Source organism: Mycobacterium sp., from assembly GCF_035314905.1.
In the GTDB taxonomy this organism is placed as follows: domain Bacteria; phylum Actinomycetota; class Actinomycetes; order Mycobacteriales; family Mycobacteriaceae; genus Mycobacterium.
In genome coordinates, this window is record NZ_DATFYW010000112.1 from 1 (window position 1) to 24,732 (window position 24,732).

The following is a 24,732-nucleotide window of genomic DNA, read 5'->3' on the forward strand; positions in this document are numbered from 1 at the left end:
CCTGGCCATCGAACTGGAAGTCGCCGCGAGACTCAGGCCCGGCATCGTCATGTGCCGCCAGAAGCAGGACTCCACGAGTGCGGTGCTGCTCGAGCGGATCATGGCCGACGAAGAAACGCACATCGACTACCTGCAGACCCAACTGGAGCTGATGGACAAGCTGGGCGAGCCGTTGTACCTCGCGCAGTGCGTTTCACGCCCACCGAAGTGACCCGAGCGCCCCGCCGACGATCGCGATCAGCCGCTCGAGCGTCTCGAGTGTTTGGGCGTGGTCTCCCTCCAGCTTGGCCAGCAGCGTGGTTATCCCCGCGTCGCGATGCCGGCGCACCCGGTCGGCGATCGCGTCGGGTGTGCCCACCAGGTCCGTCAGCCGGCCCAGGTCGATCGGCACCGCCGCACGTGCTTCGTCGCGCTTGCCTGCCCGCCACAGCTCCGCCACCGCGGCGACTTCGTCCCCGTCACCCAGGCGCGTGAACGGCGTCGTTGTAGAAGTTGCGGCCGGCGGGCCGAGCTCACGGGCGTCATCCATACCACAGGTGGGACAGGCATCGAGAGCAAGGGAATCTTCTGTACTTGGTGCGAGATCATTTGGACTCAGAATTCGTTTGATGAATTGAAACGCGACCCCCGGCAGCAGCGGGCTTGGCGACGTAATCGAGGGGCACGCAGCGACCTTCCATGTTTTAAGGCCGTGGATGACGCGTTCGTGCGAGGGAGCTATCCCGGCCGGCCACCGGCACCGGCGCCCCAGCTGCGCTCGCCGGCGGCCCATCGTCGGGTATGTGGTTGAGGCGCAGGCGCAACTCGTGGGGACCGTCGTGGGGCGACAAAGGCTACTTCTACATGCCTACCAATACATGACCGGTGCCGCGACTACATGACCGGAGCCGCGACCAGCTCGGATAGCTCACCCATCAACGGGCCCATTTCGCCAGTGACTTCTGGGCAGTCGAGCTGGTTTCGTCGTAGCGGCGCACTAGACGGTATCAACGTCCCCGGCCAGCACCTGCTGTGGGATCTGGGAGAACACGTACTCGGCTGGTGACGCTGCGGGCTCGAGGGTGAAGGACCAGATCACATCGAACCGATCACCTGGCCACACGGCAGGGATCTGCGTGCCCGACACGGTCGGCAGGGCAGTACCGATGGCGGGTATGTGCTGGTGCTCCCAGCAGATCAGCACGACGCCGGTGTAGTCGGCGACGACCGCACTGGCGAGCGCGGGCTCCTGGCCTTCGGCGAAGGGAGAGTTGATCGGCACCCCGAGCCGGTCGCTGAGGCCCTGAATGGTCTCGTAGGTCCGGTGCCCCTGCGTCTTTTCCGGGTTCCCGTAGTCGGGTGAGAACAGGGTCGCAGGTGTGCGCAAGCCCGCCTGCAGCGGTCCGACGGCGGGAGCGAAGAGCACGGCCAGCGCGCCGGAGCGTTGCCATCCTCGCGGGAGCAGTGAGTGGATGCCCTGGTTGCCGTTGACGTCAACCCCGAAGGGGGGGCCCGGTGCAGCCGTTGGGGTCGGCGGATCGGCTGGCTTTTCGCCGTGGCGAATGACGTAGATCTGCGCTGGGGGCCCGGCGCCGGTCGGCGAGTGAGGAGTCATCACGGTCTCCGATCGGTGACGCGAGGGGATGGCAGCCTCACGAGGGCGCGGTGGCCCGCTGCGCCGTCCACGCCGCGTAACGGGAGTTGATGTAGTCGTCGTAGTCCTGCTCGGTTGTCAGCGCGGGCATAGCGGAGTAGCCCTGTCCCTGGGCGTCGTTCACCGGCAGCTCGGAGACCAGTTGGGCCATTACCTCCTGGATGTGTGAGGGAGTGCCCGCGACCGGATTGGGGGTCGTCGACCTGGGGATAGTGACGCCGGCCAGAGGGTCGTCGGTGCGCGCCTGCGCCAGGGTCAGCACGTCCCCGACGTCGGGAGCCGCCGCGTCGCGGGCGGTCAGAGGCGGCAAGTTCCAGCGGGTTTCGACGGTCTTGAGGATCGAGGTGTGATCGAGGGGGACAGTTCCTGACGGGCGGAAGACCGTGCCGGGGGCGATGAGAGGCGAGACGAGCACGGCCGGCACTCGAACACCGAACCGGGTGAAATCGAATCCGAACTTTGTGTCGGCACAGCTGTCCGGCGGCACGGCGCCGGTCGGCGGTGGGACGTGGTCATAGCAGCCGCCGTGCTCATCGTAGGTGACAACGAGCAGTGTCTGATGCCATGCCGGGCCGTTGCGCAGGGCGTAATAGACGTCGTGGATCAGTTGCTCCCCGAGGGATACGTCGTAGTTGGGGTGTTGGCTGTTGCCGGAGGACCCCCAGCTGGGCTCCAGGAACGTATAGGCGCCGAGACTTCCCGCCGCCGCGGCCGCCTGGAAATCACGGAAAACGCCGAAGTGCGATTGCGGGGCGTTGGTGGTGTCGGGGAAATCGAGGCGGGTCAGTGGTGCGGCGTCATAGCCGTAGATCGACCAGTCGAGGTGGTGCGCGCTCAGCAACCCGAAGATGCTCTGCGTGGTGTACTTGGCTGTGGAGTCATCCATATGGCCCTGACTGGTTGCCGCGCACAGGAAAGCCCGATTGGGAAAAGTCTCGGTCGGCACGGAACTGAACCAGTGGTCACAGACCGCGAAGCCCCGAGCGAGCCCGGACAGGACCGGCAGCAGCTCGGGGGAGAATATCCGCATGATGTCGGAAGCAGTTGTGCCCGCAATGATTGGCCCGTCGACGTGGCCGCTCTTCAGCGTTGCCGCGAAGTCCGTCACGAATCCGCTGTTGGTGGCCGAGGTCCCCGCAGTCGGGCTGGCCTTTCCGAACAGTTGCATGTTGGTGGCCAGGAAACCTTCGCCCGGGTCGGCCCCAGGCGTGAAGTAGACGTTTGGTGTCCCTTGGGCCAAAGCGGTGACCGGGATGGACGTGCCAGTGGCATCCGAATTGGACTCCTTACCCGTCAGGCCTTCAAAGGGCTGCTTCGTGAGAGGCGAGACGTTTTCGGAGTCGGCATAAAGAAACCCGAGCATATGGTCAAACGAGCGGTTCTCGAGCACGAGAACCACGATGTGCTCAACGGATCCCAGCTGATTAGCGGTGGTCATCACAGAATGTCCTTCCTCGTATGATCCTTCGTTATTTGGCGGATTACCGCTGCGTAGATTGCCGCCATGTTGCGGGTCAACGGAATTGCGATGTCGAGGTCTTCCACCGAGAACGGTGCTGGCAGCGGATGCCGCCGGAAGAATCTGGCGGAGGCTGGGACAGGTTGGTTGGCCAAAACGCGAGCGAGCCGATCGATTCGCCCGATCGGCAACAAGCAGCATCCACGGCAGACGTTGGCTGCGTCACCTAGCTCGGCATGAGTGAGCCACGGGCGTAACACATCTGGATCCTCCAAGGGTCGCGCCATAGCCTTCTCAAACTTGCGTTCATCCGTCGAGATGGTTAATCCCGGAAACGCTGAACCCGGCTGGGCCGGCATCATGGCTTCTCCCCGGCGGGAAGGGATGACACGGGCCGACGACCTGCACTGACCGTCCAACCGCGCCTGGCCCAATCGACGCATTGGCCTAGATCGTCGTGCGTAGTCAGGTTGGGCGAATTATCCGGCCGACTGGTCCACTGGATGGCGGATAGTTGGCCGTGGAGGCTGGCCGAATCCGGCAAATTGAACGGTGTGCCGTTGATGCCGCCATGGTTGTAAACGACCGCCGGGAACGGGCCGGGGTCGGTTGGCGGGCACATCGGCGCATAAATCGTCTTGCCGTCGTTCACGGTGTTGGAAATGACGCTCCACGCCACTTGCGAGACCAGTTCGGTGAAGGATTTGGCGAAATCATCCCCGCGACAGGCTTCCAGCTCTGCGCCGCCGCGACGCGCGCAGCACCGAGCGCGAAAGTGAGGCAGCAAGCGACGACCGTGACCTTCGACAGCACGCGCCGCTTGGCGGTTCCCTTTTTCTCCGCTGCGCGGGGGGAGCAAGTCTGGCCGGCGTGCGTAGGTTTGAATCCGCGAGTGAGCCATGATCTCTCCTGCCGGGCGCCGATCATCCGGGCGCGTCCTTAAATCAACGCGCCAGCGGACTCTCCTGAATCGCACGCCTGGCGCGGGGCACGAAGCAAGTGGTCGGTCCGCTCAGCGGACCGCGCTCTTGCCAAGAACCGGGCCCAAACCGATGGTGAACTTCGATCGACGTTCGACAGCCACTTCTCGGTAGCGGGCTCACACGGCTACCGACGCGACCACAGGGTCCACCACCGGGCAGCGCGACGCGGAAGCACGTCGAATCGGCCCGAGCCAGATGTGGTGACCGAGCTGAGCGCGATGAGAGCCATCTGCTGGATTCACTGACGTCGGCACTATGGTGCGTTCTAACGCTGTTTCGGCGTAATAGGCTTACCGAAAGGGTGGACTTAGCGGTATGACTGAGATACCGACCAACCTTGACATGTCCATAGGCGAACAGCATGAGGTGGAGCTGCCCGGTCTTGGAACAGCCGGCTACGTGTGGGATTCCGAAATCGTGGGGCGAGGCGACGTCATCGAAGTGCTTTGGACCCGAGGCGATCCGCCCGGATCACCGCCACGTCCGGCAGGGCAGAGTGCTCCAGAGGTGGCGACGATCAGGGCCGTGGCGCCTGGAGATGTCGAACTGCAGCTTTATCAGCACCGCCGTTGGGAGTCACCGACCCAGGCAATAGCCCGGCACGATATCCAGGTCCACGTCGAACCGAAGTAGTGATGACCACCAAAGCATCTCGCCTTAAGGTCTCCACCCAGATGCCATAATCGACATGGCGCCGTGTGGCCCACTGCGCGCACACGCTTCTCGCCTCACATCGCCGTGACAAACCAAATTCAGGTAGTCAACTACGCTTGCTGCGGCACCGGCCGCCTTCCTACCCTCAAAGGATCAGAAGTTCGGCCTAAAGGAGGCGGCGATGACGGTTGCACACAAGTCCACACGGGCGCCGAAGAAAGCGGCGCAACGCGCGGGCGGCAATGGGCAAGCCCCGGACTGGTCCCACGTTCGTGGCTATGGCTGGCGGCACCAGCTGCCGGATGCCCGGGACAAGCGGTACGCGGCGAGGGCCACGGCCGCAGTGCCTGCTGAGTATGACCTGCGCCCGCAGATGCCCCCTGTCTACGATCAGGGTCAGCTGGGCTCCTGCACGGGCAACGCGATCGCTGCGGCCATGGAGTACGAACGTGATCGGCAGGGTTTGAGCGACTTCGTTCCGTCGCGGTTGTTCATCTACTACAACGAACGAGCCCTGGAAGGCACCGTGTCCAGCGATTCCGGCGCGGTCGTCCGCGACGGCATCAAGGTTGTCAACTCCGAGGGCGTGTGCCCGGAAACCATGTGGCCCTACGACATCGCGATGTTCACGGTGAGGCCTCCGAAACGCTGTTTCGTCGCCGCGGTGACCGACCGACTCATGCAGTACGAGGCCATCCAGACGCTGGGCGATTTGAAGGACGCGATCAGCTCAAACCTCGCGGTGGTGTTCGGGTTCACCGTCTACGAAAGCTTCGAATCCCCGGCGGTTGCTCAAACGGGCGTGATGCCGATGCCCGCGCCGGGCGAGAACACGGTCGGCGGTCACTGTGTTGCTGCGGTCGGCTATTCCGATCCCAAAAGCCAGGTCATCGTCCGCAACTCGTGGGGATCGTCATGGGGCGACAAAGGCTACTTCTACATGCCCTACCAATACATGACCGGAACAACGACGAGCTCGGATAGCTCTCCGATCAACGGCGCCTATTTAGCGAGCGACTTCTGGGCACTCGAGTTGGTGTCGTCGTAAGCCCCGGGGCTGCGCGGCGATCGCCCGCCGACCGTCATTGGTAATGCGCGTGGTGAGTGTGGCGTGCGGCCGGTGTTCACGGTGTGGGAATGGCGCTCCACGCCACCTTGCGAGTCCCTGCGACCGTGGTCCAGGTCTGGGCCGCCGGGACGGGCGGCGCTCCGAGCGCCAATGACATTGCATCTTCTGCGCATACGGACACGGCCGTGGGCAGCGGGGGGTTGGCGTCAGGGCCCGGCCCCCGCGATGGCCGGCGCCCGGCCGACACCGGCCGTCCGTGCAAGAAAAACGATGAGAGGAATAACGATGAGTGACAGGTGGCCGGAGAAGCCGACGGAGTTGACCCCCGAAGATTGGGAGATGGTGCCCAACCCGGTCGCCGACTATGTGATTAAGGAAGTCCCGCGCCGGCAGGCGAAATTGGTGGCCGCGACGATCCCCTGACTATGAGCTGGTGCGCCGCGCGGCGGCGCTGTGTACGGGAAACCGCGACACCGCCAACGGGGTGTGAAACGAAACAGCCTGGGCGCGATTGCTTCCTTCTGCTGGTCGCGGCCGTCAGGGACTCGGCTAACCTGCCGCTACCTTCTGAAGTACATCATCGGCGCGTGGGGGCGACCGAGGAAGCACTGGTGGGTGAAGCCGTAGTCTCTGATCAGGGCGACCGCGTGCAGGCCTCCCAGATGGCTCGCACCGAAATCGAGCATCGCCGAGTTGCCGTCGGTCACGGTCCAGTTGTCTCCCAACAGCTCCACCCGCACGGCGGCGAGGTCGAATGCGATCGCGTCCTCTCCGGGCATCGGCCCCGCCGGCGCACTGCCGTTCACCGTGAAGTACATCATCGGGGGATCCGGGCGCCCGACGTAGCAGATGCGGTTGAACCGGTAGTGCGAGATCACCTCCCGGGCACGGTCGGCGTCGGCCTGACTGGCTCCGAAATCCAGCAACCAATCGCTTCCATCGATGACCTTCCGGGAACCGGCGATCTGCTGGACCTCGACCGCCTCGGGATTGATCGCGATGCCGTCCTCATCGAGCGGCGGCGGGTCGGCGCCGAGCGCGTGCACGACCCCGGTGAAGCTGGTCGCATTGATGTCGGCCGTGGGGTCGGGGGTCGTGTCGACCGTGCCTGCGGGGCCCTGCTCGAGTGCCCGCGCCACGAACGCGGTTGCGAATCCGCGACTCCTCGCCGCGGCCAGGTCGTACTTGTGCGCGGCAACCATCATGATCTCGTCGGGCGCCAGCCCGAGGCTTGAGATCGCCATCTCGTACACCGCCGGGCTCGGCTTGTACGCCTCGACGGTCTCAGCCGACAGCGTGCGATCGAATGGCAGGCCGGCACGATCCATGAGTGCCGATTGGGTGGCGACACTCATGTTGGAGAGGATCACCAAGGTGAAGTGGTTGTGAAGCGCCCACAGCGAGCTTGGAACGTCCTCCCACGGGTTCAGGCTGCGCCACAGCGCGAAGAAGTCATCGACCTCGGCTGGGGACGGCGTGCCGTACGCGGCCAGCAGTGTCGTCATCGAATCTCGCAGAATCACGTCGGGCGCCACCCACGGGGGCACCGCCGCCACCCCGGGGGCGTACCCATCCGCGGCCTCGTGGGCGAACGTGCTCGGGTCGAGGCCGAGCCCGTACTTGTGTGACAGCGGCACCGCTCCCGATGACAGGCTTCCGAACCAGTCAAACGCCGTGCCGATGATGTCGAACGTCAGAGCTTTGACGCTCATGACGCTCCTTCTTCCCCTGAGCACCTGTCACGGTTGTCGGGTTCCTAAGCCATGCCTCTTCAGTAATTGCTAGCATGGACGGCACATCGATAATACCTATCGAATTCCACGTAAACATCGCATAGCCCTGGTCCGTTCCGTCAATTCCGCTTGGAACTTGCACATTAAGTTGCTGCGCCAACCAAGCCAGAGTTCCGTAGCCACAAAGACTAACGCAGTGATCCAAATTACTATCGGTTTGAAACCCCGTAGCAAACCACCCTGTCTTACCTTCAGTACTTTCCCAGGCTGTCTGTATTTGATCTGCAGCGATACCAATCTTAACAGGTCCTATCGAGATAGCGCTTTGCAATGTCGTGGAATTTGTCCAGTCGACCGACAAATACGGGCCGTCGTCATAGACAGACCCATTCTGAGAGAATCCATCGGTTTCCATGAATTGCAACACTGCTGTGAGTTGAGCGCCCTCAAGCACGTTATGATTTGTGGCCCATGTAATTACTTCGCTGTCGGGAATAAATATTTCCGGATTATTGCATGCCTTGGCGAATGCTTCTTCAGCGGTGACACAATCGCCATGAACGTCGTTGCCCCAGAACGAAACCTGTCCAGGCGCGGTAATGGAATTCGGGGGTGGTGCGGTAGGAGGAACGTGAGGGCTAGCGGCCGCCAAGGCGCTCCTTGGCGAAGGCATTGCTCCGCGTTTTGGTGTAATTGGCATCGTTTTCTCCTGGTGTTAGGCGAAGTAAGTTGGCTATTTCGGCTTAGGTGCCCTGGAATTGCTTCGACTATTTGTCCTCCTGATCAGGGTTGGTCGGTGAAACGGGCTCTGTACCGGGGTGATCACCTGCTTGGTCGCTTTCGGGAATAAACGGCGTCGCACTTTCAATTTCCGATCTGGGTGTCGGAAATGCACCTCGCTTCGGAGTCCGACGGGGGCTCTTCGGTTCACGGCCCTTTTTCATCAGATGCTCGTAAATCTACAAATCACCGGATTCTCCTATCTCTCAAAAGCCGGTGTTCCGGCCTGGTCGTATGTCTGTTTCGTTTGCAGACTCTCGTTGGTGCGCAACGTCGAGTGAACGCCGATGCGTATGTTTGGACAAGAAGCTGGTCCGCTGAGCGGACCGACAACCCGGCTGATTCCCTCGCCAGACGAGTTGGGCTAGGACGAACTGTGTCACGCCGTGACGCAATTCGACTCAGCGGTGCAGCGAGCGGCCGTTGCGGCGGCGCTCGGCCGGGTCGCTTATCCGCACGCCCTCCATCAGCTCGCGCAGCTCGACCCGCGCCGCCGGCAGAACAATCTCGGCCGGATCATCGACCGTCGGCATGTGGTGGGTCATCGGTGTGCATACCCCTCCGTCAGACGTGGGGTATGCGTGGTTGGCGGCCCAGTAGCGGGCCGTCCGCAGCAGCGCCGCAGCCGTCTCTGAGGGGGTCGATCGCTGCTCGACCTCGGACAGCCGTGTGACCTGCCGTGGGGTGAGTCGGTCGGTGAGGTGACGCCAATTGCCGGCGTCGGGGGTGTGGTTGGTCATGGGGTGGCTCGGGGGTTGCCAACCCGCCCCGAACTTCCCAGAATTCTGGAAAGTTGTCCTGATATTGCCCACACGATTCGCACAGCTTGCCTAAACACCGTCTTTGAGCTGCACAAACAACTGTTGCGCCATACTGGGATTGAACCAGTCGGTGCTAACGGCCAGCTGGACGCACCGGAGGGAGGCATATTACGACTTCTCAACAACCTGAAATGCTTGTGCCGCACCCACCATCTGCTCAATACGTTTTGGGGTTGGCGCGACGAACAATTCCCCGACGGCATGGAAATGCTTGGAGGATACAGCTTGCCAGCACGGAGATCTATCCAATAACGAAACCGGAAATGCAGCAGTGAGTAATGCTCCAGAAGCCGTATACCACTGATGGCCGCATAGAGGGTGATTCTCATGAAGACCAGGCTTTTGGTAATAGTCGCAATCTTCGTCTCAGTGGCGGTGGCGGGCTGCACCTCGAGTGCCCAGCCGGCGAAAACCATCGGGGTCTCTATGGACGATGTATTGAACCAGAAAATCATCACCCGGGACATCACGCTGGCGGTCGGCGACACGCTAGAGGTGAGCTTAGGCGCGAATCACACCACCCCTTACAAGTGGACGGCTGAGACACAGATCGGCGATTCCAGCATCGTGCAGCAGACCAGTCACGAATTTGTGGCACCGAACCCTCCTCCCGGCATGGTTGGAACACCCGGCACCGAGGTCTGGACATTCAGGGCTTTGAAGGCTGGGACCACGACGATCGCCACGGAGTACACCATGAGCGCCGATCCCACACCGGCGTGCACGTTCACGGCGAACGTCAAGGTGCAGTAAGTTGACCGTGGTCGCCCCCCGCGTCGGACTGTAGAACTGGAGTCGCCCCGAGCCGTGATCAATGGCCAAGGGCATATCCGTTCCCGCGGGCGCGCTCATCTGGACGCTGGCCGCCGGGCAGACCTATGTGACCGCCCCCGGGCAGCCCGCTGCTGTTCCCCGCAACCGCCACAGTTTGGGGCGTGCCACGGGCTGATCAAATGAAATTTTAACGCTATTGCGGCACAACATGTTTGGCCGATAATACCTTATTATGTCAAGCAGAGGTTGGCAGACTCGTCATCTCTCGGTGCTTGAGCCGAATTGGGTCACGCCTGAGAGCCGATAAGATCCGCGCTAGACGCCGACTACCCGCGTAAAGACGAAACACCGATCATGTTTTGGCCCTCACGACCGGCATAGGGCCCGCCGGACGTGACATCTGATTAACCGGTCTGCCTACCGCCGGCGCGCCACGGCATCCCGTCTCCGTGCAAACGCGCTGCTATTGTGCACCGGCTCTTCGATCACCCCTGTGATTTGGTGATTTCATCACCAATAGGCTTCTTTTGGGTCGGCACCGTGTTGGCGCCCCGATAGGGCTCACCATCATTTGATGGCTGGGCCGAACCGTCGGGTTTGAGTGTGGCGATCGCCGCCACACCGGAGAAGGAGGGCCGGATCGTCGCCCGGCGGCTCCAGGAGTGGCAGCAGAACATGCAGGCCAACCTGGATTGGATCCGCTCGCACACCGAGAGTTGATCAACCGCCCGGGTGGCTGAGGCCCGCCACCAGATTGACGGCGACGGCCAGAACGACGGCGCCGAGCATGTACGACACCATCGCGTGGCGCAGGGCGGTGCGGCGGATCGCCGGGATCTTCAGGTCGGTGTCGGACACCTGATATGTCATGCCGATCGTGAACGCCACGTACGCGAAGTCGATGTAGGTGGGCGACTGGTGTTGGTGGAATTCGATCCCGCCGGCGGGTTCCAGGTAGAACAGCCGGGCGTACCGCACCGTGAAGAGCGTGTGCACGGCAAACCACGCCGCCGCCACGCTCGCCGCCCCGACGACCGCCGCCGCGATCGCTTGTGCGCCCTTGCCCGACCCTGCGATCAGCAGATACGCCACCCCGGCCAGGCTCGCGATGCTGGCCGACAGCACGATGATGTGGGTCATCCGCTGCGTCGGGTCCTCACGGGTCGCGTGCGATGCCGTCGCCTGCGGGTCCATCGGGCGGATCACCGCCCACGTCCACACCAGCCACACCACCGCGGCCGCGATCCATCCCACGGCAGGCGCGTACCGCCAGTCGACGAGTTCACCCACGACTGCCGCCGCCGCGGCGCCGGCCGGCACGGCGATGGCCATCCGGGCCGCGACCGGCCCCTCGCGGCCGAGGAATCCGGGCTTGCCCACCCGCCGAGTTAAGCACGGGGCGGCACTGCCGCGCGGGGGACCAAACCTTGAATCGAAAGCCCCAAGGCGCTAGCGTTTCGGCGGCGTCGATCCATTTCCAGAGTTGGAGTCATGACTATGGATGAACCCCTGCCCGACGACGGTGAAGCACCGGTAATCGTCAGCCTGGCCGATGCGGCGATGCACATGTACACCGCCGCGATCGAGTCGCTGCCCCACTCCGACGACTCGGAGTTCCAGCACCGCGCAGGGGTGGTCCTCGCCGGGCTGCGCAAACTGAAGACGGGGCTGACGGAGGCCGGCCGCCGCGGCAGGTCGACACCGTCGGTGGTCGTCGCGTTGAGCGGGGTCCGTACCTGCTACGACGATCTGATGGAAAGGGTCGCGGCGGCGCCGGGGTCCTCCCTCGGGCAGCAGCTGTACGTGGCGCGCCTGCGCGCGAAGCTGTCGGCGGAAGAAACCGCCAACGGTGCGGGGCTTGACGCCCGCCTCCTCGACGCGGTCGAGGCTGGCGAAACGCCCACCGAGGAGGAGGCCGCCAGGATCAAGACCCTGGTCGCCGCGCTCGGCGGCTGATCGGCGCGGCGACGTGATCACTTCACCGCCGCGCTGAGCTCGCCGCGCGTCCGGATCCCCAGCTTCTGGTAGACGTGGCGAAGGTGGTACTCCACCGTCTTCGGGCTCAGGAACAGCGCTGCGGCAGTCTCTTTCGTCGTCCTGCCGGACGCCAGCATCCGGGCTATCCGGATCTCCTGCGCCGTGAGCTGCCCGAGGTAGCCCTGGCCGCCGCGGCTGACGTGCTCACCGGTAGCGTTGAGCTCACTGGCCGCCAGGTCGGACCATGGGCGCGCGCCCAGCCGTTCGAATGCCTCCAGCGCCGCACGCAGCTGCGGCCTGGCGGCCACCCTGGTGCGGCCCCGACGCAGCGTCGCACCGAAGGCGAGTCGCGTGCGCGCCTCCTCGAACAGGTCCAGCGTGTCGGCGTGCGTTTCAAGAGCCCGCTCGAACAAGGCGGTGCGCTCGGCGGGGTCCTCGGTCGCCTGCGCGGCGGCCCGATACCCGCGCGCCAGCGCCCAGGGCTGCGCCTTGTCCCGCGCGCGGCGCAGGTACTCGCCCGTGGTCTCGGCGGCGGCGGCCCGGTCGCCCTTGCGCAACTGCAGCTCGGCGATTTCGGGACCGGGAGACATGTCGACGTCGAGAAAACCGGCGTCGGCCAGGGTTGCCTGCAGCTCGTGATAGCGGCGCATCGCTTGGCCGGTGTCGCCGAGCGCCGAGGAAAGGTCGGCGAGCGCGAACTGCGCCCACACCCTGGCGAGCACGATGTCGTGACGCGCGGCCAGCGCCAGCGCCTCGTCGGCGTGCGTCCGGCACTCCTCCGACCGGCCCATGCGCGCCTGCAACCAGGCCAGCCCGGCCAGCGACGAGGCAAGGTCGGTGCTTTGGCCGGTTTCCCTTGCCAGCGTGATGCTTTCGTCGTACCCGTCCGCTGCCGACGCCCATCGATCGGTGGTCGCGGCGTCACGCGAGGTGTAGAACAGCAAGTTCGGCAGCGTGCCGAGTGCCGTCCGGGTGCGCTGCTCGGTCACGACCCGTTCGATCAGGTCGCGACCGGCGGCCGCCTCACGCAGGAACAGGGTGGCCAACACCGCCCAATCAGGCCGGCGCGCGTCGTCGAGGAGCCCGGGCTCCGCCGTCAGCCGCTGCACCCCGGTGCGGATCCAGGCCATGCCGGCCTCGCCCGCCAGCACGCGCGCGATCCCGATCGCCAGGTGGCCCCGCACCACCGCGGTGGCTGTCCGGCAGCCGGGGACCAGGCGTTCGAGATCATCGGCGGCGGCACGTCCCGCGCTGGTGTCGCACAGGTAGAAACACGCGAGCACCACGTCGGCCAGCCGCAGCACGGCGGCGTCGGGGTCGAATGGCTGGGTCCGTTCGGCCGATCGCCGCAACAATTCGCGGGCGTCCCGCAACGAGCCGGTGCGCAGCGCAATATTGCCTCGCAGGCCGTCGATTTCGCCGGAGGTGACGGGGTCGGCGACCAGTGTCCCGGCCCGCCGCAGCAAGTCGTCGGCGCGCCGGGTCTGACCGGCGAGCCACGCATATTCGCCGGCCCGAAGTAGCCGTTCACCGCGCCGCGGAGCCGCGGACGTGAGCGCGGAGCTGCGCTCCATCGCGGTGGCCGCCACGCCGTAGGCGGCCCGCGCACCGGCCTCGCCCGCCGCGTTGCACAGCAGATCAGCCACCTTGTCGTCCGGACCCACGCACGCCTCGCTCAGGTGCCAGGCACGTCGCTCCACGGACTTCAGTGGGAGGGCGGCGGCCACCGCTCGGTGCGCCTCGCGCCGCAGCGCCGGCTCGGCGGCCGCGTAGATCGCCGATCGCACCAGCGGGTGGCGGAAGACCGCGCGGCCGGCGCGCAACTCGACCAGCCCGACCGCTTCGGCGTCGGCCAGGCCCGAGACCTCGCCGCCGAGAAACGCCGCGGCATGTGCCGTCACCGCCAGGTCGCCACCGGCCACGGCGGCGATCAGCAACGCTCGCTGGGCTTTCTCACCGAGGGCGGAGATCCGGCGTGTGAAGGCTCCGGCCACCGCATCGGGCACCGGTACCGGCAGGTCAGGGTGCATGCCGGCGATCCGGTCCACGTCGGCCGACAGCTCGAGAAGCCCGAGCGGGTTGCCCGCGGTCGCGTGGTGCAACCGCGCGACGGATTGCGCGTTCGGCGCCCGCTCGATCGCCCGGCGGATCAGCGCCGCCGCCGGGCCCGGCTCGAGGCCGCGCAGATCCAGTGCCGGCAACGCGGCGTTGTTCAGCAGCGCCTCGCGCTCCGGCCGCAGCGCGATCAGCACCGCGATCGGGTCGGCCACCAGGCGGCGCACCACGAACAACAGTGTCTCGGCGGACGGCTGGTCGAGCAGGTGCGCGTCGTCGACGAGCACGAGCAGCGGGCGGTCCTCGGCGCACCGGGACAGCAGGCTCAGTGCCGCGGCGCCCACCGCGAACCGTTCCGGCGCGTGCCCGCGCTTGCGCAGCAGGGCGACGTCCAGCGCGTCGCGCTGAGGCCCGGGCAGGTGCTCGGCCAGGTCCAGGACACCCAGCAGCAACTGGTGCAGACCCGAGAAGCTCAGCCCGGATTCGTGTTCGCTGCCGACCGCGCGCAGCACAGCCATCCCGCCCGCGTTCGCCTCGGCGTCGTCGAGCAGCGCCGTCTTGCCGATGCCGGCCTCGCCGCGCACCACCAGAACACCGCTTTGACGCACCCGTGCGCCCGCCATCAGCGTTGCGATCCGGTGCCGCTCCGCGTCACGGCCGACCAGCATCTGCCGATTTTATGGAGAAAATACTAGGGGGGTCACCGGATTCGCCGGGGGCCGCCGGGGTGCGACGGTGGGCGCGAGAGAAAGGACACCGCAATGACCGAACTTGATGTGACCCGCGCCGATCCCGACAAGTTGATGGCCTTCGTGTTCCGCGCCGTCGAAGAGGCCGGCGCCGCTTTGAACACCGCTCTCGTCGTGATGGGAGATCGGCTGGGCTACTACCGCAGCCTGGCCGAGCACGGCCCGAGCACACCGGCGGAACTCGCCGAGCGGACCGACACCGACGAGCACTATGCGAGGGAGTGGCTCAACGCGCAGGCCGCCGGTTCGTTCGTTACCTATGACGCCGCGACGTACCGATACCTTCTGCCACCCGAGCACGCCGTCGCCCTCACCGACGAGAACAGCCCCGCGTTCGTCGGCGGCCTGTTCCAGATCGCACACGGAACCGCCTGCGACGCGGCGAGAATCATCGAGGTTGCCCGCAGCGGCGACGGAGTCGGCTGGGGCGATCACAACGCCGACGTCCACATCGGCTGTGAGCGGTTCTTTCGCCCGAGCTATCGGGCCAACCTGATCAGCGAGTGGCTTCCGGCGTTGGACGGGGTGGTCGACAAGCTCGGCGCGGGCGCCACGGTCGCCGATGTGGGGTGCGGGCACGGAGTCTCCACGATCTTGATGGCGCAGGCGTTTCCCCGGTCGAGCTTCCGCGGCGCGGACCCTCACGCCGACTCGATCTCCACCGCGCGAAAACGTGCCGCGGCGTTCGGTGAGCACCCGCGGATCACGTTCGAGGCCGCGGGCGCGGACGCCTTCACCGGGGGACCGTACGACCTGGTGACGATGTTCGACTGCCTCCACGACATGGGCGACCCGGTCGGCGCCGCCCGGCACGTTCGTGACGTGATCGCCGCCGACGGCACCTGGATGATCGTCGAACCTGCGGCCGGCGACCACGTCGAGGACAACCTCAACCCGATCGGGCGCGCCTACTACGGCTTCTCGACGCTGCTGTGTACGCCGTCGTCCCTGTCCCAGCCGGTCGGGCTGGCGCTGGGCACCCAGGCTGGGCCGGCGCGGATCCGCGACGTCGTGTCAGCGGCGGGGTTCACCCGGTTCCGGCTGGCGGCGCAGACCCCGTTCAACAATGTGTTCGAGGTCCGGCCCTAAAACGGCCGGGACGCGCGACCATATCCGTATGGAACGCGAGCAGCGCCGTGCTCGCACCCCCGACGAGTCGGGCGAGGTGGTCCGCGACGGCGTCGCGGTGCACTACGACGTGTACGGCAGCGCTGGTCACGGGGCCGCCACGGTGCTGCTGCTGCCGACCTGGTCGATCGTCGACTCGCGAATCTGGAAGGCGCAGGTTCCGTTTCTGGCCCGCCGTTACCGGGTCATCACCTTCGATGGGCGCGGCTCGGGCAAGTCCGGCAGGCCCCGCGGATCCGCCGCGTTCGCCGACGCCGAGTTCGCCGCCGACGCGGTGGCGGTGCTGGACGCCACGGGGACGGCGCGCGCCGTGCTGGTCGGGTTGTCCTGCGGCGCCACCTGGGCGGTCCATGTGGCCGCCGATCACCCCGAGCGGGTGCACGGTCTCTTCGCGATCGCGCCCGCGTGCGGGCTGGCCGGCGTGCGGCCCGACCGCGAACGCCAAGCCTGGCTGCGGAGCTACGACCAGCCGCGGGGCTGGCAGAAGTACAGCCGCGACAACTGGCTCGAGGGCGACCTGGCCGACTTCCGGCAGTTCTTCTTCGCGGAGATGTATTCCGAGCCGCACTCGACGAAACAGATCGAAGACGCCCTCATCTGGTCCTCGGGCACCGACGCGCAGACACTGGTGGACACCACCGCTGCCCGGTTGGGCGTCGATGGCGGCGCGGTCGAACCACTCGATGACATCGCCGCCCGGGTGCGCTGCCCGGTCCATGTGGTGCACGGGACCGGAGATCGGGTGCGGCACAGCGGGGTCGGCGAACGGCTCGCAGAGCTCACCGGCGGATCACTGACCCTGATCGACGCCGGCGGCCACGGCCCGGTGGCGCGGGACCCGGTGCGGATCAACATCATGATCTCGGAGTTCGTCGAAACCGTGACAGCGGGGCCACCGCGGCGCTCGCGGTGGCCCCGCGCGATGCGGCGTCGGCGCAGTGCGCTTTACCTGTCCTCTCCGATCGGCCTGGGACACGCTCGCCGCGACGTCGCGATCGCAGCGGAGCTGCGCCGCGTCCGCCCCGACATCGACGTGGCGTGGCTGGCGCAGAGCCCGGTGACCAGGGTGCTCGAGGCCGAGGGTGAGCGGGTGCACCCCGCATCGCGCTGTCTGCTCGGGGAGTCCGCCCACGTCGAGGCCGAGGCCGGTGAACACGACCTGCACGCGTTCCAGGCGATCCGGCGGATGGACGAGATCCTCGTCGCGAACTTCATGCTGTTCAACGAGATCATCGAGGCCGACCGGCCGGACCTCGTCGTCGCCGACGAGGCCTGGGAGGTCGACTATTTCCTTCACGAGAACCCCGAATTGAAGCGGTTCGCGTTCGCCTGGCTCACCGACTTCGTCGGGTGGCTGCCGATGCCGGACGGCGGCCAGGGGGAGGCCGCGCTGACCGCCGACTACAACGCCGAGATGATCGAGCACCGGGCCCGGTTTCCGCGGGTGCGCGACCGCTCGATCTTCGTCGGCAACCCGGACGACGTGGTGACCGCCCGATTCGGGCCCGGTCTGCCGGTGATCCGCGAATGGACCGAGCAGAACTTCGATTTCACCGGCTATGTCTGCCCGGGCCCGCCGCCGCCGGGACCGCGGCGGGCACTGCTGCGGCGACGGCTCGGGCTGCGGCCGGATCAGCGGCTGTGTGTGGTGACCGTCGGCGGCACCGCCGTCGGCGATCCGCTGCTGCACCGGGTGCTCGACGCGGCGCCCATCGCCCGGCGGATGATGCCGGCGCTGCACTTCCTGGTCGTGACGGGCCCGCGCATCGATCCGGCCGCGATGCCAAGGCGCAGCGGCGTCCGGGTGCGTGGCTACGTGCCTGACCTCGCCGACTACCTCGCCGCATGCGACGTGGCAGTGGTCCAGGGCGGCCTGAGCACCTGCATGGAGCTGACGGCGGCGGGCACGCCGTTCGTCTATGTCCCACTCGAGCACCATTTCGAACAGAACTTCCACGTCCGCCACCGGCTCGACCGCTACCGCGCCGGGCACCCGATCAGCTATGCGCAGGCCTGCGATCCCGGCCTTCTTGCCGCGACCGTCATCGAGCAGGCCACCGCACCGGCGCACTACCGTCCGGTCGAGACGGACGGCGCCCGCCGGGCCGCGGCGATGCTGGCCGAGCTGATCTGAGCACGGGACCAACGGCGCCCGCGCAGGGGCCAACGGCCCCTTCCGCCCCAGCCGGCGCGCAATAGCGTGTATTCAATGTCCGAGCACAGCCGGCCACCGATCGTGGTCGGTGTCGACGGGTCGGCGGCGTCCGACGCGGCGGTCCGGTGGGCCACGGCCGAAGCCGCGATGCGCGGCCTTCCGATGACGCTGATGCACGTCGTTGCCCCGGTCGTGGTCAGCTGGCCGTTGGGGCCGATGCATGCCAACATCACCCAGTGGCAACACGACCGGGGCCGCGAGATCCTCGACCGGTCGCAACAGATCGCGGTCGGCAGCATGCCGACCGGTCACGACGCGGACGTGTGCACCGAGTCGCAGTCCGCGGGCCCGGTTCCCAGCCTCCTCGCCGCGTCAAAGGAAGCGGCGATGGTCGTGGTCGGGAGCCGGGGGCTGGACGCGGTTCGGCGCCATCTCCTGGGTTCGGTGAGTTCCGGCCTGATTCACCACGCACTCTGCCCGGTCGCGCTGGTTCACGATGCCGACTGGGGCAGCAAAGTGAGCGCCGGCGCGCCGGTGCTCGTCGGCATCGACGGATCACCGGCATCGGAGGCGGCGGCGGCCTTGGCGTTCGATGAGGCCTCCCGCCGCGGCGTGGACCTCCTCGCGTTGCACGCCTGGAGCGACGTCGGGGTGTTCCCGATCTTGGGTATGGACTGGCACACCTATCGGGACCAGGGCGAAGAGGCCCTGGCCGAACGCCTGGCCGGATGGCAGGAGCGGTATCCGGACGTGCGGGTGCAGCGACGCCTGGTGTGCGACCGGCCGGCTCACTGGCTCATCGGGGAATCCGACGGTGCGCAGCTGGTGGTTCTCGGCAGTCACGGGCGGGGCGGCTACGCCGGCATGCTGCTGGGCTCGGTCAGCACCGCGGTCGCCGAGGCGGCCCGCGTCCCGGTGATCGTCGCCCGCTCCGGCTAGCGCACCGCGTTGCCGGTCGGAGAGACTGTCCGGCGTGAGTGATGGTGAGCCCCGGCCGCCGCAGGCCGGCGCGCAGGCCCATCGACTTCGCCGCATGTCAGGACGCGACCCGCACGAGCGAAACCGGGTGGCCACGCCACTGGAGTTGCTGTTCGACCTGACTTTCGTGGTCGGGTTCGGCGTCGCCGCGTCGCAGTTCGCGTACGCGCTGTCGGTGGCCCGAGTGGGCGCCGGATTGGCCTGCTTCGTGTTCGTGATCTTCGCGGTCTGCTGGGCGTGGATCAACTTCAGCTGGTTTGCCTCGGCCTACGACACCGACGACTGGGTTTATCGGCTGACCACCATGCTGCAGATGGTGGGCGTCATCGTCCTGGCGCTCGGCATCCCGCCGGTGTTCGCCTCTGTCGAGGCGGGGCGGCACTTCGACATCCGCGTGATGGTGGCCGGTTACGTGGTGATGCGGATCGCGATGGTGGCGCAGTGGCTGCGCGCGGCCGGGCAGGACCCGCGGCGCCGTGCGGCGTGCCTGACATACGCGGCGACGATCACCCTGGCACAGATCGGCTGGGTCGGCCTGATCTTCGCGCATGCGTCGGCGCGTGTGACGTTTCTGCTCGCCGGGGTGCTGATCCTGGTCGAAATGACGGGCCCGTGGCTGGCCGAGGCCCGAAGCGGCGGCACGCCGTGGCACGCCCACCACATCGCCGAACGCTACGGGCTGTTGACGATCATCGCGCTCGGTGAGGGCGTGGTCGGCACCGTGGCGTCGTTGAGCGCTGTGGTGAGCCGGCAGGGCTGGACGGTCGGCGCGGCGTTGGTGGCGGTCGCGGGGACCGGCCTGACCTTCGGAATGTGGTGGATCTACTACGTCGTCCCCACCTCGGAGTTGCTGCACGTGCACCGGGAAAGGTCCTTCCGCTTCGGCTATCTCCACATCCCCGTGTACGGGTCGATCGTGGCCACCGGCGCGGGACTGCACGCCGCCGCGTACTACATCGAGCACCAGTCGTCGCTGGGGTCGGTCGCGACGGTGCTGGCCGTCGCGATCCCGGTCGCGGTCTACATCTGCCTGGTGTACGTGCTCTACATGCTGTTGGTGCACACGTGGGATGCGTTCCACGCACTGCTGGTCGCGCTCACCGGGATTGTTCTGGTCGCGGCGGTGGCGCTGGCGGGGGCGGGACTGCCGATGGCGGTGTGTCTGGTGATCGTGACGCTCGCGCCGCTGGTTACCGTGGTCGGATTCGAGGTGCTGGGCCACCGCCACGCCACGGAGGCGATTGCCCGAAGCCTCGCCGAGTAGGGCCTACGGTGGCGGCGAGCCCGCTTCGTTGCTGCGCCGGATGTCCACCAGGCACTGAATCCTCGTCTTGTGGGTCTGCTCCGTGCAGACCCGAAGGGGCGTCTCGGTTTCGGACGGATACACCTGTTCGGTCGGGTCGGGCGTGACCGTCGGGCTCGACACCTCGCCGGGATACAGCGACCAGATCGTGGTGCCGGTGCTCGACAGGTGTGAGCAGTAGGCGGGCGCACCCGTCTCCGTCACCCCCGCGGCACCGAGGGTCGCGCACTGGGCGCCGATTGCCACCACCGGCACAACGGGTGCCGCGCGACTTCGTGTGGTCCTGCCGCAACAGCAGGACCGCGACCGCGGCGACGGTGATGAGCAGCAACGCGAGCAGGGCCGGCACCACGATCGCGGGCCTTCGCCGCGATGGCGCCTTCTGGTGTTTGGGCCCGGCGGCGACAGGGGACGTCATGGTTGCTCCGGTCGCGCCGAGTTGGCTTGCCGCCGTGCCGATTCGGTGCTCGAGGGCGTGCGCGAAGTCCAGGCAGCGGTCGAAGCGCTGCTCGGGCGCCTTGGCAAGTGCCTTGGAGAACACCGGGCCCAGTTCGGACAACTCGGGGCGGCGGGAGCCGATGGCGGGCGGTGCCGAGCTCAGGTGCTGGCTGATCACGACGGCCGGATTGGAATGCTGGAACAGCGGCGTCCCGGTCAGCAGGTGAAACGCGGTGGCGGCCAGCGCGTATTGGTCGGCCCGCCCGTCGATGTCTTTGCCCATCAGCTGTTCGGGGGCTGCATAGGCCACCGTCCCGACCGTCATGTTCATCGTTGTGGGGTTAATACACCATTACCGCTCTAACGGGGAAGGAACAGCCCACCATGAACACCACACCTGACAACATGAGCGGCGGCCTCACCGTATTGTGTCACCTGCGCGCTGTCTACCGCTTCCGGCGATCGCGATCACGCCCTTGTGATTGTCCAGTCGCTTCAACGACCACGCCTCGGTGATTAAGTTAAGGCCGAACTGTGTTACAAGGTCCAGCACTGGGGTTGCCGCGCGACTCATCGCACCAAGTCTTGCTCACAACGAGCAGAATTGACTCTGCTGCAACAGCATTGCGCGGTTCAGCAGAAGTCTCGCGCCAGCCTCTTACATTCGTGACCCGCGCAGGTGTGGGCATTCGTCACCCGCGCAGGTGTGGGAGGGCGTCGGGCGTCGGGCCGAAACGGTTATGGCGAGCACCGTAACTTTCCGCGCCTATCGCTGGTTTGCGGCGGGTATTGGTCGTCGGTGACGGGTTCGAGCCAGGTGGCGCCGTCGCCGTTTCCGGTGCATTCGACGATGGCGGGGTGGCACCTGCGAATCGCGCAGGCGCGCCAGCTATTCGACGACGATGTCGTTGCCGGACACCGATACGGTGCCGCGTCTCAGAGGCCAAACTTTCGTCAGCCTCGTGAACATCGCTCCGAGTCCGGGGATCTTGGCGAAAATCTGTTGGGGTCCGCGGACCATCTGCCCGTCCTCGACGTCGTAGGCGGCTTGGTGCCACGGGCAGACCAGTCGCCCGTCCTCGATCGGTCCACCCGCCAGGTCTGCGCGCAGATGCCGACACCGCCGCGTGACCGCGAAGTATGTGCCGTCGATATTTCCAACGGCATACGGCCCCGCACCGGTCACCGTCCCCGGGGGCAGATCGGAAACCGGGCATACTGCGATCTGTTTTGCCATGCCAACCTCACAGTCACCGCCGACGGTCCTTAACCGGTTATTGTCCACCTACCCTCGGCCTCACGCGGGAAAACCCCAGAACGCCGCCGATCGCAATTGCGACGGGATCTCTCCCTCCCGGATAATGCAGGGCCATTGTGGTTTTGAAAGTACGCCAGCGTTTGGCGTCAAAACCCTCCTGATGGCCCTGGGTGTGTGCCGGTCATGGGGCGTGCGATGTCGGTCCGGAGGATGTGATGCGGTGGGTGGCACAGCCAAGCAGGAGCGCGGGCTGACTGAACAGGCTCGCTAGGCAACCCGGGGACATCAGGCGTCGACGGAAGTTGAGGGTGCGACTGAGGCGTCCCGGGTTTCGTGCAAAGTTCCTTTTCACCGGGGCGGAGGCGACGGCGTCGACAGGCCGAGGTCATCATCGAGGCAGTCGGCGGCGGCCAGGCCAGAGAGGGCAACCATCGGCAAGCCCCCACCGGGGTGTGCGCTGCCCGAGGCGAGGTACAGGCCGGGCAGGCCGGGAACCCGGTTGGGTGGGCGCTTGAAGGCGGCGAAGCGGTCGTTGCTGGCCGCGCCGTAGATGGCCCCGCGGCTGCCGGGGTAGGCGGCGGCCAGCTCCGTCGGGGTGCGGCGCCAGACCAGCGCGTCGCCCTCGGTCCAGAGGCCCGCCGCGCGCATCCGCTGCTCGACCGCAGCCTCCAGCGTGGCCCAGACCTGCGGCGCCCGCGGCCCGACCGCCGGTTCGGCTGGTGCGTTGGCCATCACGAAGATCGGCTCGGCCTCCGCCCAGCCCGCCGTCCCGTGGCAGCGCTCCTGGGCGCAGAGGTAGACCGTCGGTGCGGTCGGGGGGCGGTCACGGTCGAAGATGTCGGCGAACTCCGCGTCGTAGTCGTGCGGGAACAGCACCTCGTGGGGCATCCGGTCGGTCCGCCTGGCGGCCCGCAGCGCCGCGGTCCAGCCGGACATCGAGGGCGCCGCCGCGGCGGGCAGGTGACGCCCGGCGTCCGGCAGTAAACCCTCCCGGAGCATCCCCACGTCGGCGTTCACCACGACTGCCCGGCCGCGCCGCTCCCCACCCCCGGCCAGGGCGAGACCGACCGCCGCACCGCGCTCCACCAGCACCCGCTCGACCGGGGCCCCGCATTCGATGACCCCGCCGCGGGCCTCGATGGCCGCGACAAGCGCCCGAACCAGCGCGTAAATGCCGCCCTCTACGCCGTAGCCACCGAGCGAAAGCTCGACGTGGGCAATGCAATTCAGCGTGGCCGGTGCCTGCCGCGGATCACTGCCGTTGTAGGTCGCGTAGCGACGCAGCAGCAGGCGCAGGTGTGGCTCGCGAACGTGGCGGTCGATGCCCGCGACCATGCTGCGCAGCGGATCGACGGCCAGCAGGGCGCGCGGATGGCGCAGAGCGAGGCCGACCATCGCCGCCCAGGTGGGGGCCGGCCCCAGGACGAAATGGGGGGCCGCCGAGTCCCAGATCTGCCGGGCGTAGCCCAGGAAGAACGCCAACTCGGCCGCTGCGTCCGGCCCGAGGGCCGACCGGACATTGGCGAGCGTCTCCTGCGGATCGTGGGCCACCTCGAGCACGCAGCCGTCGGCGTAGCGGTAGCGAAAGCCCGGGTCGAGGCGGCGCAGGCCGATTACCTCGTCGAGGCGCAGGCCGGCGCGGGCGAACAGTCGGGCGAAGACCTCGGGCAGGGTGAGCACGCTGGGGCCGGTTTCGATCTCCACTCCGTCCACCCCGACGATCCCGGCCTTGCCCCCCGGGCGTGGACCGGCCTCGACCACCCGAACCGGCAGCCCGCGGGCGGCCAGGGCCAGGGCGGCGGACAGCCCGCCGATGCCAGCCCCGACCACCAGGACCTCGGCGCCGCGCTCAGCCGGCATGAGGTCCCCCGCGGCCCAGGGCTCGCAAGATCCGCCCGCCGAGGCCATCCTGGGCGACCAGCCCCGCCGGCCGCACCAGCGGGGCGAAGCCGGGAAGGGGGTCGCGGGGGTGAGTGCGGGCCCGGCGCCCGTCGGTCGCCGCCATGACGGCAACGTCGATGGCCGCCAGCCCGGCCAGCAGTGCGCCTTCGACCGCGGGCAGCAGGGTCGCCTGCCCGCCGACAGCCGCGCCCGGCATGGGCGCTGAGAACCGGACGATCGCCGCCGGTCGATCCCTTTCCAGAAAGGCGTAGTCGACGCTCGCGGCGACGAGGTCCACCGGGCTGCGCTCGTGCATGGCCCCGATGCCGTGCTTGAGGTCCAGTGGCCGCAGGTGGGCGGGACGCTGACGACCCTGCGGGAAGACCCACAGAGCGCGGCCGGGACGGTCGAGCAGGGCGGCCGAGTTCTGGAGGCACTCCCGGCTGCGGTCATGGCTGCTGCGATCCAGGGGCAGGGCGCCCACCCAGCCGAGGAAGGGCAGCTTGCGCAGGTTCTCGGCGTCCATGACCGCCCAGCCCAGGCCACCCAGCGCCTCGTCGAGCACCAGTAGCAGCAGCGCATCCCACCAGGCGACATGGTTGGCCACGAAGATCAGGGGCCGGCCGGCCAACGCAGCGCGGGCCTCGTCCAGTCCGCTCACCCACAGGCCGTCCAGTCCGAGGGACACCCGCCGCCGCGCGTAGCGGCGGGCCAGGTGGAGGAAGGCCGGGTTACGCGTGTCCCCGGCCCGGGCCAGGGCACGGCGGTCGGCGTCGGGGTTCGGGTCGGGGATCGTCACGCCGCCTCCCGGTGGGCGCGAGCGGCATAGGAGCGCCCCCGCCAGCGGATGTCGCCGCGGCGGCTCCACCGGAAGCTGTCGAGCAGCACGCCCATCATCAGCAGC

The 24,732-nt window shown here is 67.2% G+C and carries 25 protein-coding genes and 1 pseudogene; 12 read left to right on the top strand and 14 right to left on the bottom strand.

The genetic code is table 11. The features are described from left to right. Positions 1–211: ferritin-like domain-containing protein (locus VKG81_RS09360; RefSeq protein ID WP_324395652.1), on the top strand; the 211-nt coding region annotated here is incomplete at its 5' end. Here the strand turns inward: VKG81_RS09360 and VKG81_RS09365 are convergent. Further along, positions 194–529, bottom strand: a complete 336-nt coding sequence (locus VKG81_RS09365) for a hypothetical protein (protein ID WP_324395653.1) — start codon at positions 527–529, stop codon at positions 194–196. The two genes, VKG81_RS09360 and VKG81_RS09365, sit on opposite strands and share 18 nt — an antisense overlap. Positions 530–780: 251 nt before the next feature. On the opposite strand from VKG81_RS09365, the gene VKG81_RS21515 reads away from it, so the two are divergent. Further along, complete coding sequence (locus tag VKG81_RS21515) at positions 781–861, top strand: C1 family peptidase (RefSeq protein ID WP_414685209.1); 81 nt, start codon at positions 781–783, stop codon at positions 859–861. A gap of 115 nt (positions 862–976) precedes the next feature. On the opposite strand, the gene VKG81_RS09370 is transcribed toward VKG81_RS21515, so the two are convergent. From VKG81_RS09370 to VKG81_RS09385, 4 genes are read right to left on the bottom strand one after another with little or no spacing between them, the layout of a single operon-like run. Then, positions 977–1,594: a hypothetical protein gene (locus VKG81_RS09370; protein ID WP_324395654.1), complete on the bottom strand. Its 618-nt coding sequence runs from the start codon at positions 1,592–1,594 to the stop codon at positions 977–979. A gap of 37 nt (positions 1,595–1,631) precedes the next feature. Continuing rightward, a complete protein-coding gene (locus VKG81_RS09375) occupies positions 1,632–3,071 on the bottom strand; it encodes an alkaline phosphatase family protein (protein WP_324395670.1) in 1,440 nt (479 codons plus the stop codon). Next, positions 3,071–3,454 (bottom strand): hypothetical protein, encoded by a 384-nt coding sequence (locus VKG81_RS09380; protein ID WP_324395674.1) that lies wholly within the window; start codon positions 3,452–3,454, stop codon positions 3,071–3,073. Before VKG81_RS09380 ends, VKG81_RS09375 begins: the two co-directional genes overlap by 1 nt. After that, positions 3,451–3,879 (bottom strand): hypothetical protein, encoded by a 429-nt coding sequence (locus VKG81_RS09385; protein WP_324395655.1) that lies wholly within the window; start codon positions 3,877–3,879, stop codon positions 3,451–3,453. The genes VKG81_RS09380 and VKG81_RS09385 overlap by 4 nt, the downstream gene beginning before the upstream one ends. A gap of 538 nt (positions 3,880–4,417) precedes the next feature. Between VKG81_RS09385 and VKG81_RS21520 the strand changes: the two genes are divergently transcribed. From VKG81_RS21520 to VKG81_RS09395, 3 genes are all read left to right on the top strand, one after another. Continuing rightward, positions 4,418–4,708 carry a protease inhibitor I42 family protein gene (locus tag VKG81_RS21520; protein WP_414685210.1) on the top strand — a complete coding sequence of 97 codons (291 nt, stop codon included), beginning with the start codon at positions 4,418–4,420 and terminating at the stop codon, positions 4,706–4,708. A gap of 202 nt (positions 4,709–4,910) precedes the next feature. After that, positions 4,911–5,777, top strand: a complete 867-nt coding sequence (locus VKG81_RS09390; RefSeq protein ID WP_324395656.1) for a C1 family peptidase — start codon at positions 4,911–4,913, stop codon at positions 5,775–5,777. A 306-nt stretch (positions 5,778–6,083) separates the two neighbouring features. Continuing rightward, positions 6,084–6,221 carry a hypothetical protein gene (locus tag VKG81_RS09395; protein ID WP_324395657.1) on the top strand — a complete coding sequence of 46 codons (138 nt, stop codon included), beginning with the start codon at positions 6,084–6,086 and terminating at the stop codon, positions 6,219–6,221. Positions 6,222–6,358: 137 nt separating this feature from the next. Here the strand turns inward: VKG81_RS09395 and VKG81_RS09400 are convergent, their stop codons facing one another. The 3 genes from VKG81_RS09400 to VKG81_RS09410 all read right to left on the bottom strand — a co-directional run bounded on the left by VKG81_RS09400 (position 6,359) and on the right by VKG81_RS09410 (position 9,051). Next, the gene (locus VKG81_RS09400; protein ID WP_324395658.1) at positions 6,359–7,510 is read right to left on the bottom strand and encodes a haloacid dehalogenase type II; all 1,152 of its coding nucleotides are present in this window, start codon (positions 7,508–7,510) and stop codon (positions 6,359–6,361) included. Next, positions 7,464–8,231 carry a hypothetical protein gene (locus VKG81_RS09405; protein ID WP_324395659.1) on the bottom strand — a complete coding sequence of 256 codons (768 nt, stop codon included), beginning with the start codon at positions 8,229–8,231 and terminating at the stop codon, positions 7,464–7,466. Before VKG81_RS09405 ends, VKG81_RS09400 begins: the two co-directional genes overlap by 47 nt. A 481-nt stretch (positions 8,232–8,712) precedes the next feature. Continuing rightward, positions 8,713–9,051, bottom strand: a complete 339-nt coding sequence (locus tag VKG81_RS09410) for a hypothetical protein (protein WP_324395660.1) — start codon at positions 9,049–9,051, stop codon at positions 8,713–8,715. A gap of 408 nt (positions 9,052–9,459) precedes the next feature. On the opposite strand from VKG81_RS09410, the gene VKG81_RS09420 reads away from it, so the two are divergent. Then, on the top strand, positions 9,460–9,885 hold the full coding sequence (locus tag VKG81_RS09420) for a protease inhibitor I42 family protein (protein WP_324395661.1): 426 nt from the start codon (positions 9,460–9,462) through the stop codon (positions 9,883–9,885). A 618-nt stretch (positions 9,886–10,503) separates the two neighbouring features. After that, positions 10,504–10,626 carry a hypothetical protein gene (locus tag VKG81_RS09425; RefSeq protein WP_324395662.1) on the top strand — a complete coding sequence of 41 codons (123 nt, stop codon included), beginning with the start codon at positions 10,504–10,506 and terminating at the stop codon, positions 10,624–10,626. On the opposite strand, the gene VKG81_RS09430 is transcribed toward VKG81_RS09425, so the two are convergent. After that, positions 10,627–11,238: a DUF1345 domain-containing protein gene (locus VKG81_RS09430; RefSeq protein ID WP_324395671.1), complete on the bottom strand. Its 612-nt coding sequence runs from the start codon at positions 11,236–11,238 to the stop codon at positions 10,627–10,629. A 165-nt stretch (positions 11,239–11,403) separates the two neighbouring features. Here VKG81_RS09430 and VKG81_RS09435 point away from each other — a divergent pair, with 165 nt between their 5' ends. Next, positions 11,404–11,862, top strand: coding sequence for a hypothetical protein (locus VKG81_RS09435; protein ID WP_324395672.1), 459 nt, complete (start codon positions 11,404–11,406; stop codon positions 11,860–11,862). A 17-nt stretch (positions 11,863–11,879) separates the two neighbouring features. Here VKG81_RS09435 and VKG81_RS09440 read toward each other — a convergent pair whose 3' ends face one another. Continuing rightward, a complete protein-coding gene (locus VKG81_RS09440) occupies positions 11,880–14,606 on the bottom strand; it encodes an ATP-binding protein (RefSeq protein WP_324395663.1) in 2,727 nt (908 codons plus the stop codon). Between the two features lie 93 nt (positions 14,607–14,699). On the opposite strand from VKG81_RS09440, the gene VKG81_RS09445 reads away from it, so the two are divergent. From VKG81_RS09445 to VKG81_RS09460, 4 genes are all read left to right on the top strand, one after another. Further along, positions 14,700–15,776 carry a class I SAM-dependent methyltransferase gene (locus tag VKG81_RS09445; RefSeq protein WP_324395664.1) on the top strand — a complete coding sequence of 359 codons (1,077 nt, stop codon included), beginning with the start codon at positions 14,700–14,702 and terminating at the stop codon, positions 15,774–15,776. Positions 15,777–15,804: 28 nt separating this feature from the next. Next, positions 15,805–17,949 (top strand): alpha/beta hydrolase, encoded by a 2,145-nt coding sequence (locus VKG81_RS09450; RefSeq protein WP_324395665.1) that lies wholly within the window; start codon positions 15,805–15,807, stop codon positions 17,947–17,949. Between the two features lie 75 nt (positions 17,950–18,024). Next, positions 18,025–18,909, top strand: coding sequence for a universal stress protein (locus tag VKG81_RS09455; RefSeq protein ID WP_324395666.1), 885 nt, complete (start codon positions 18,025–18,027; stop codon positions 18,907–18,909). Positions 18,910–18,943: 34 nt separating this feature from the next. Further along, positions 18,944–20,212, top strand: coding sequence for a low temperature requirement protein A (locus tag VKG81_RS09460; RefSeq protein ID WP_414685208.1), 1,269 nt, complete (start codon positions 18,944–18,946; stop codon positions 20,210–20,212). Between the two features lie 3 nt (positions 20,213–20,215). On the opposite strand, the pseudogene VKG81_RS09465 reads toward VKG81_RS09460, so the two are convergent. The 4 genes and pseudogenes from VKG81_RS09465 to VKG81_RS09480 all read right to left on the bottom strand — a co-directional run. After that, positions 20,216–21,041, bottom strand: a pseudogene (locus VKG81_RS09465) (serine/threonine protein kinase); the annotation flags it as partial. 537 nt (positions 21,042–21,578) lie between these two features. Next, entirely contained in the window at positions 21,579–21,926 is a 348-nt protein-coding gene (locus tag VKG81_RS09470) for a Rieske (2Fe-2S) protein (protein ID WP_324395667.1), read from the bottom strand. 369 nt (positions 21,927–22,295) lie between these two features. Next, the gene (locus VKG81_RS09475; protein ID WP_324395668.1) at positions 22,296–23,807 is read right to left on the bottom strand and encodes a phytoene desaturase family protein; all 1,512 of its coding nucleotides are present in this window, start codon (positions 23,805–23,807) and stop codon (positions 22,296–22,298) included. After that, positions 23,797–24,627: a lysophospholipid acyltransferase family protein gene (locus VKG81_RS09480; protein WP_324395669.1), complete on the bottom strand. Its 831-nt coding sequence runs from the start codon at positions 24,625–24,627 to the stop codon at positions 23,797–23,799. The genes VKG81_RS09475 and VKG81_RS09480 overlap by 11 nt, the downstream gene beginning before the upstream one ends. Positions 24,628–24,732 lie beyond the last annotated feature (105 nt).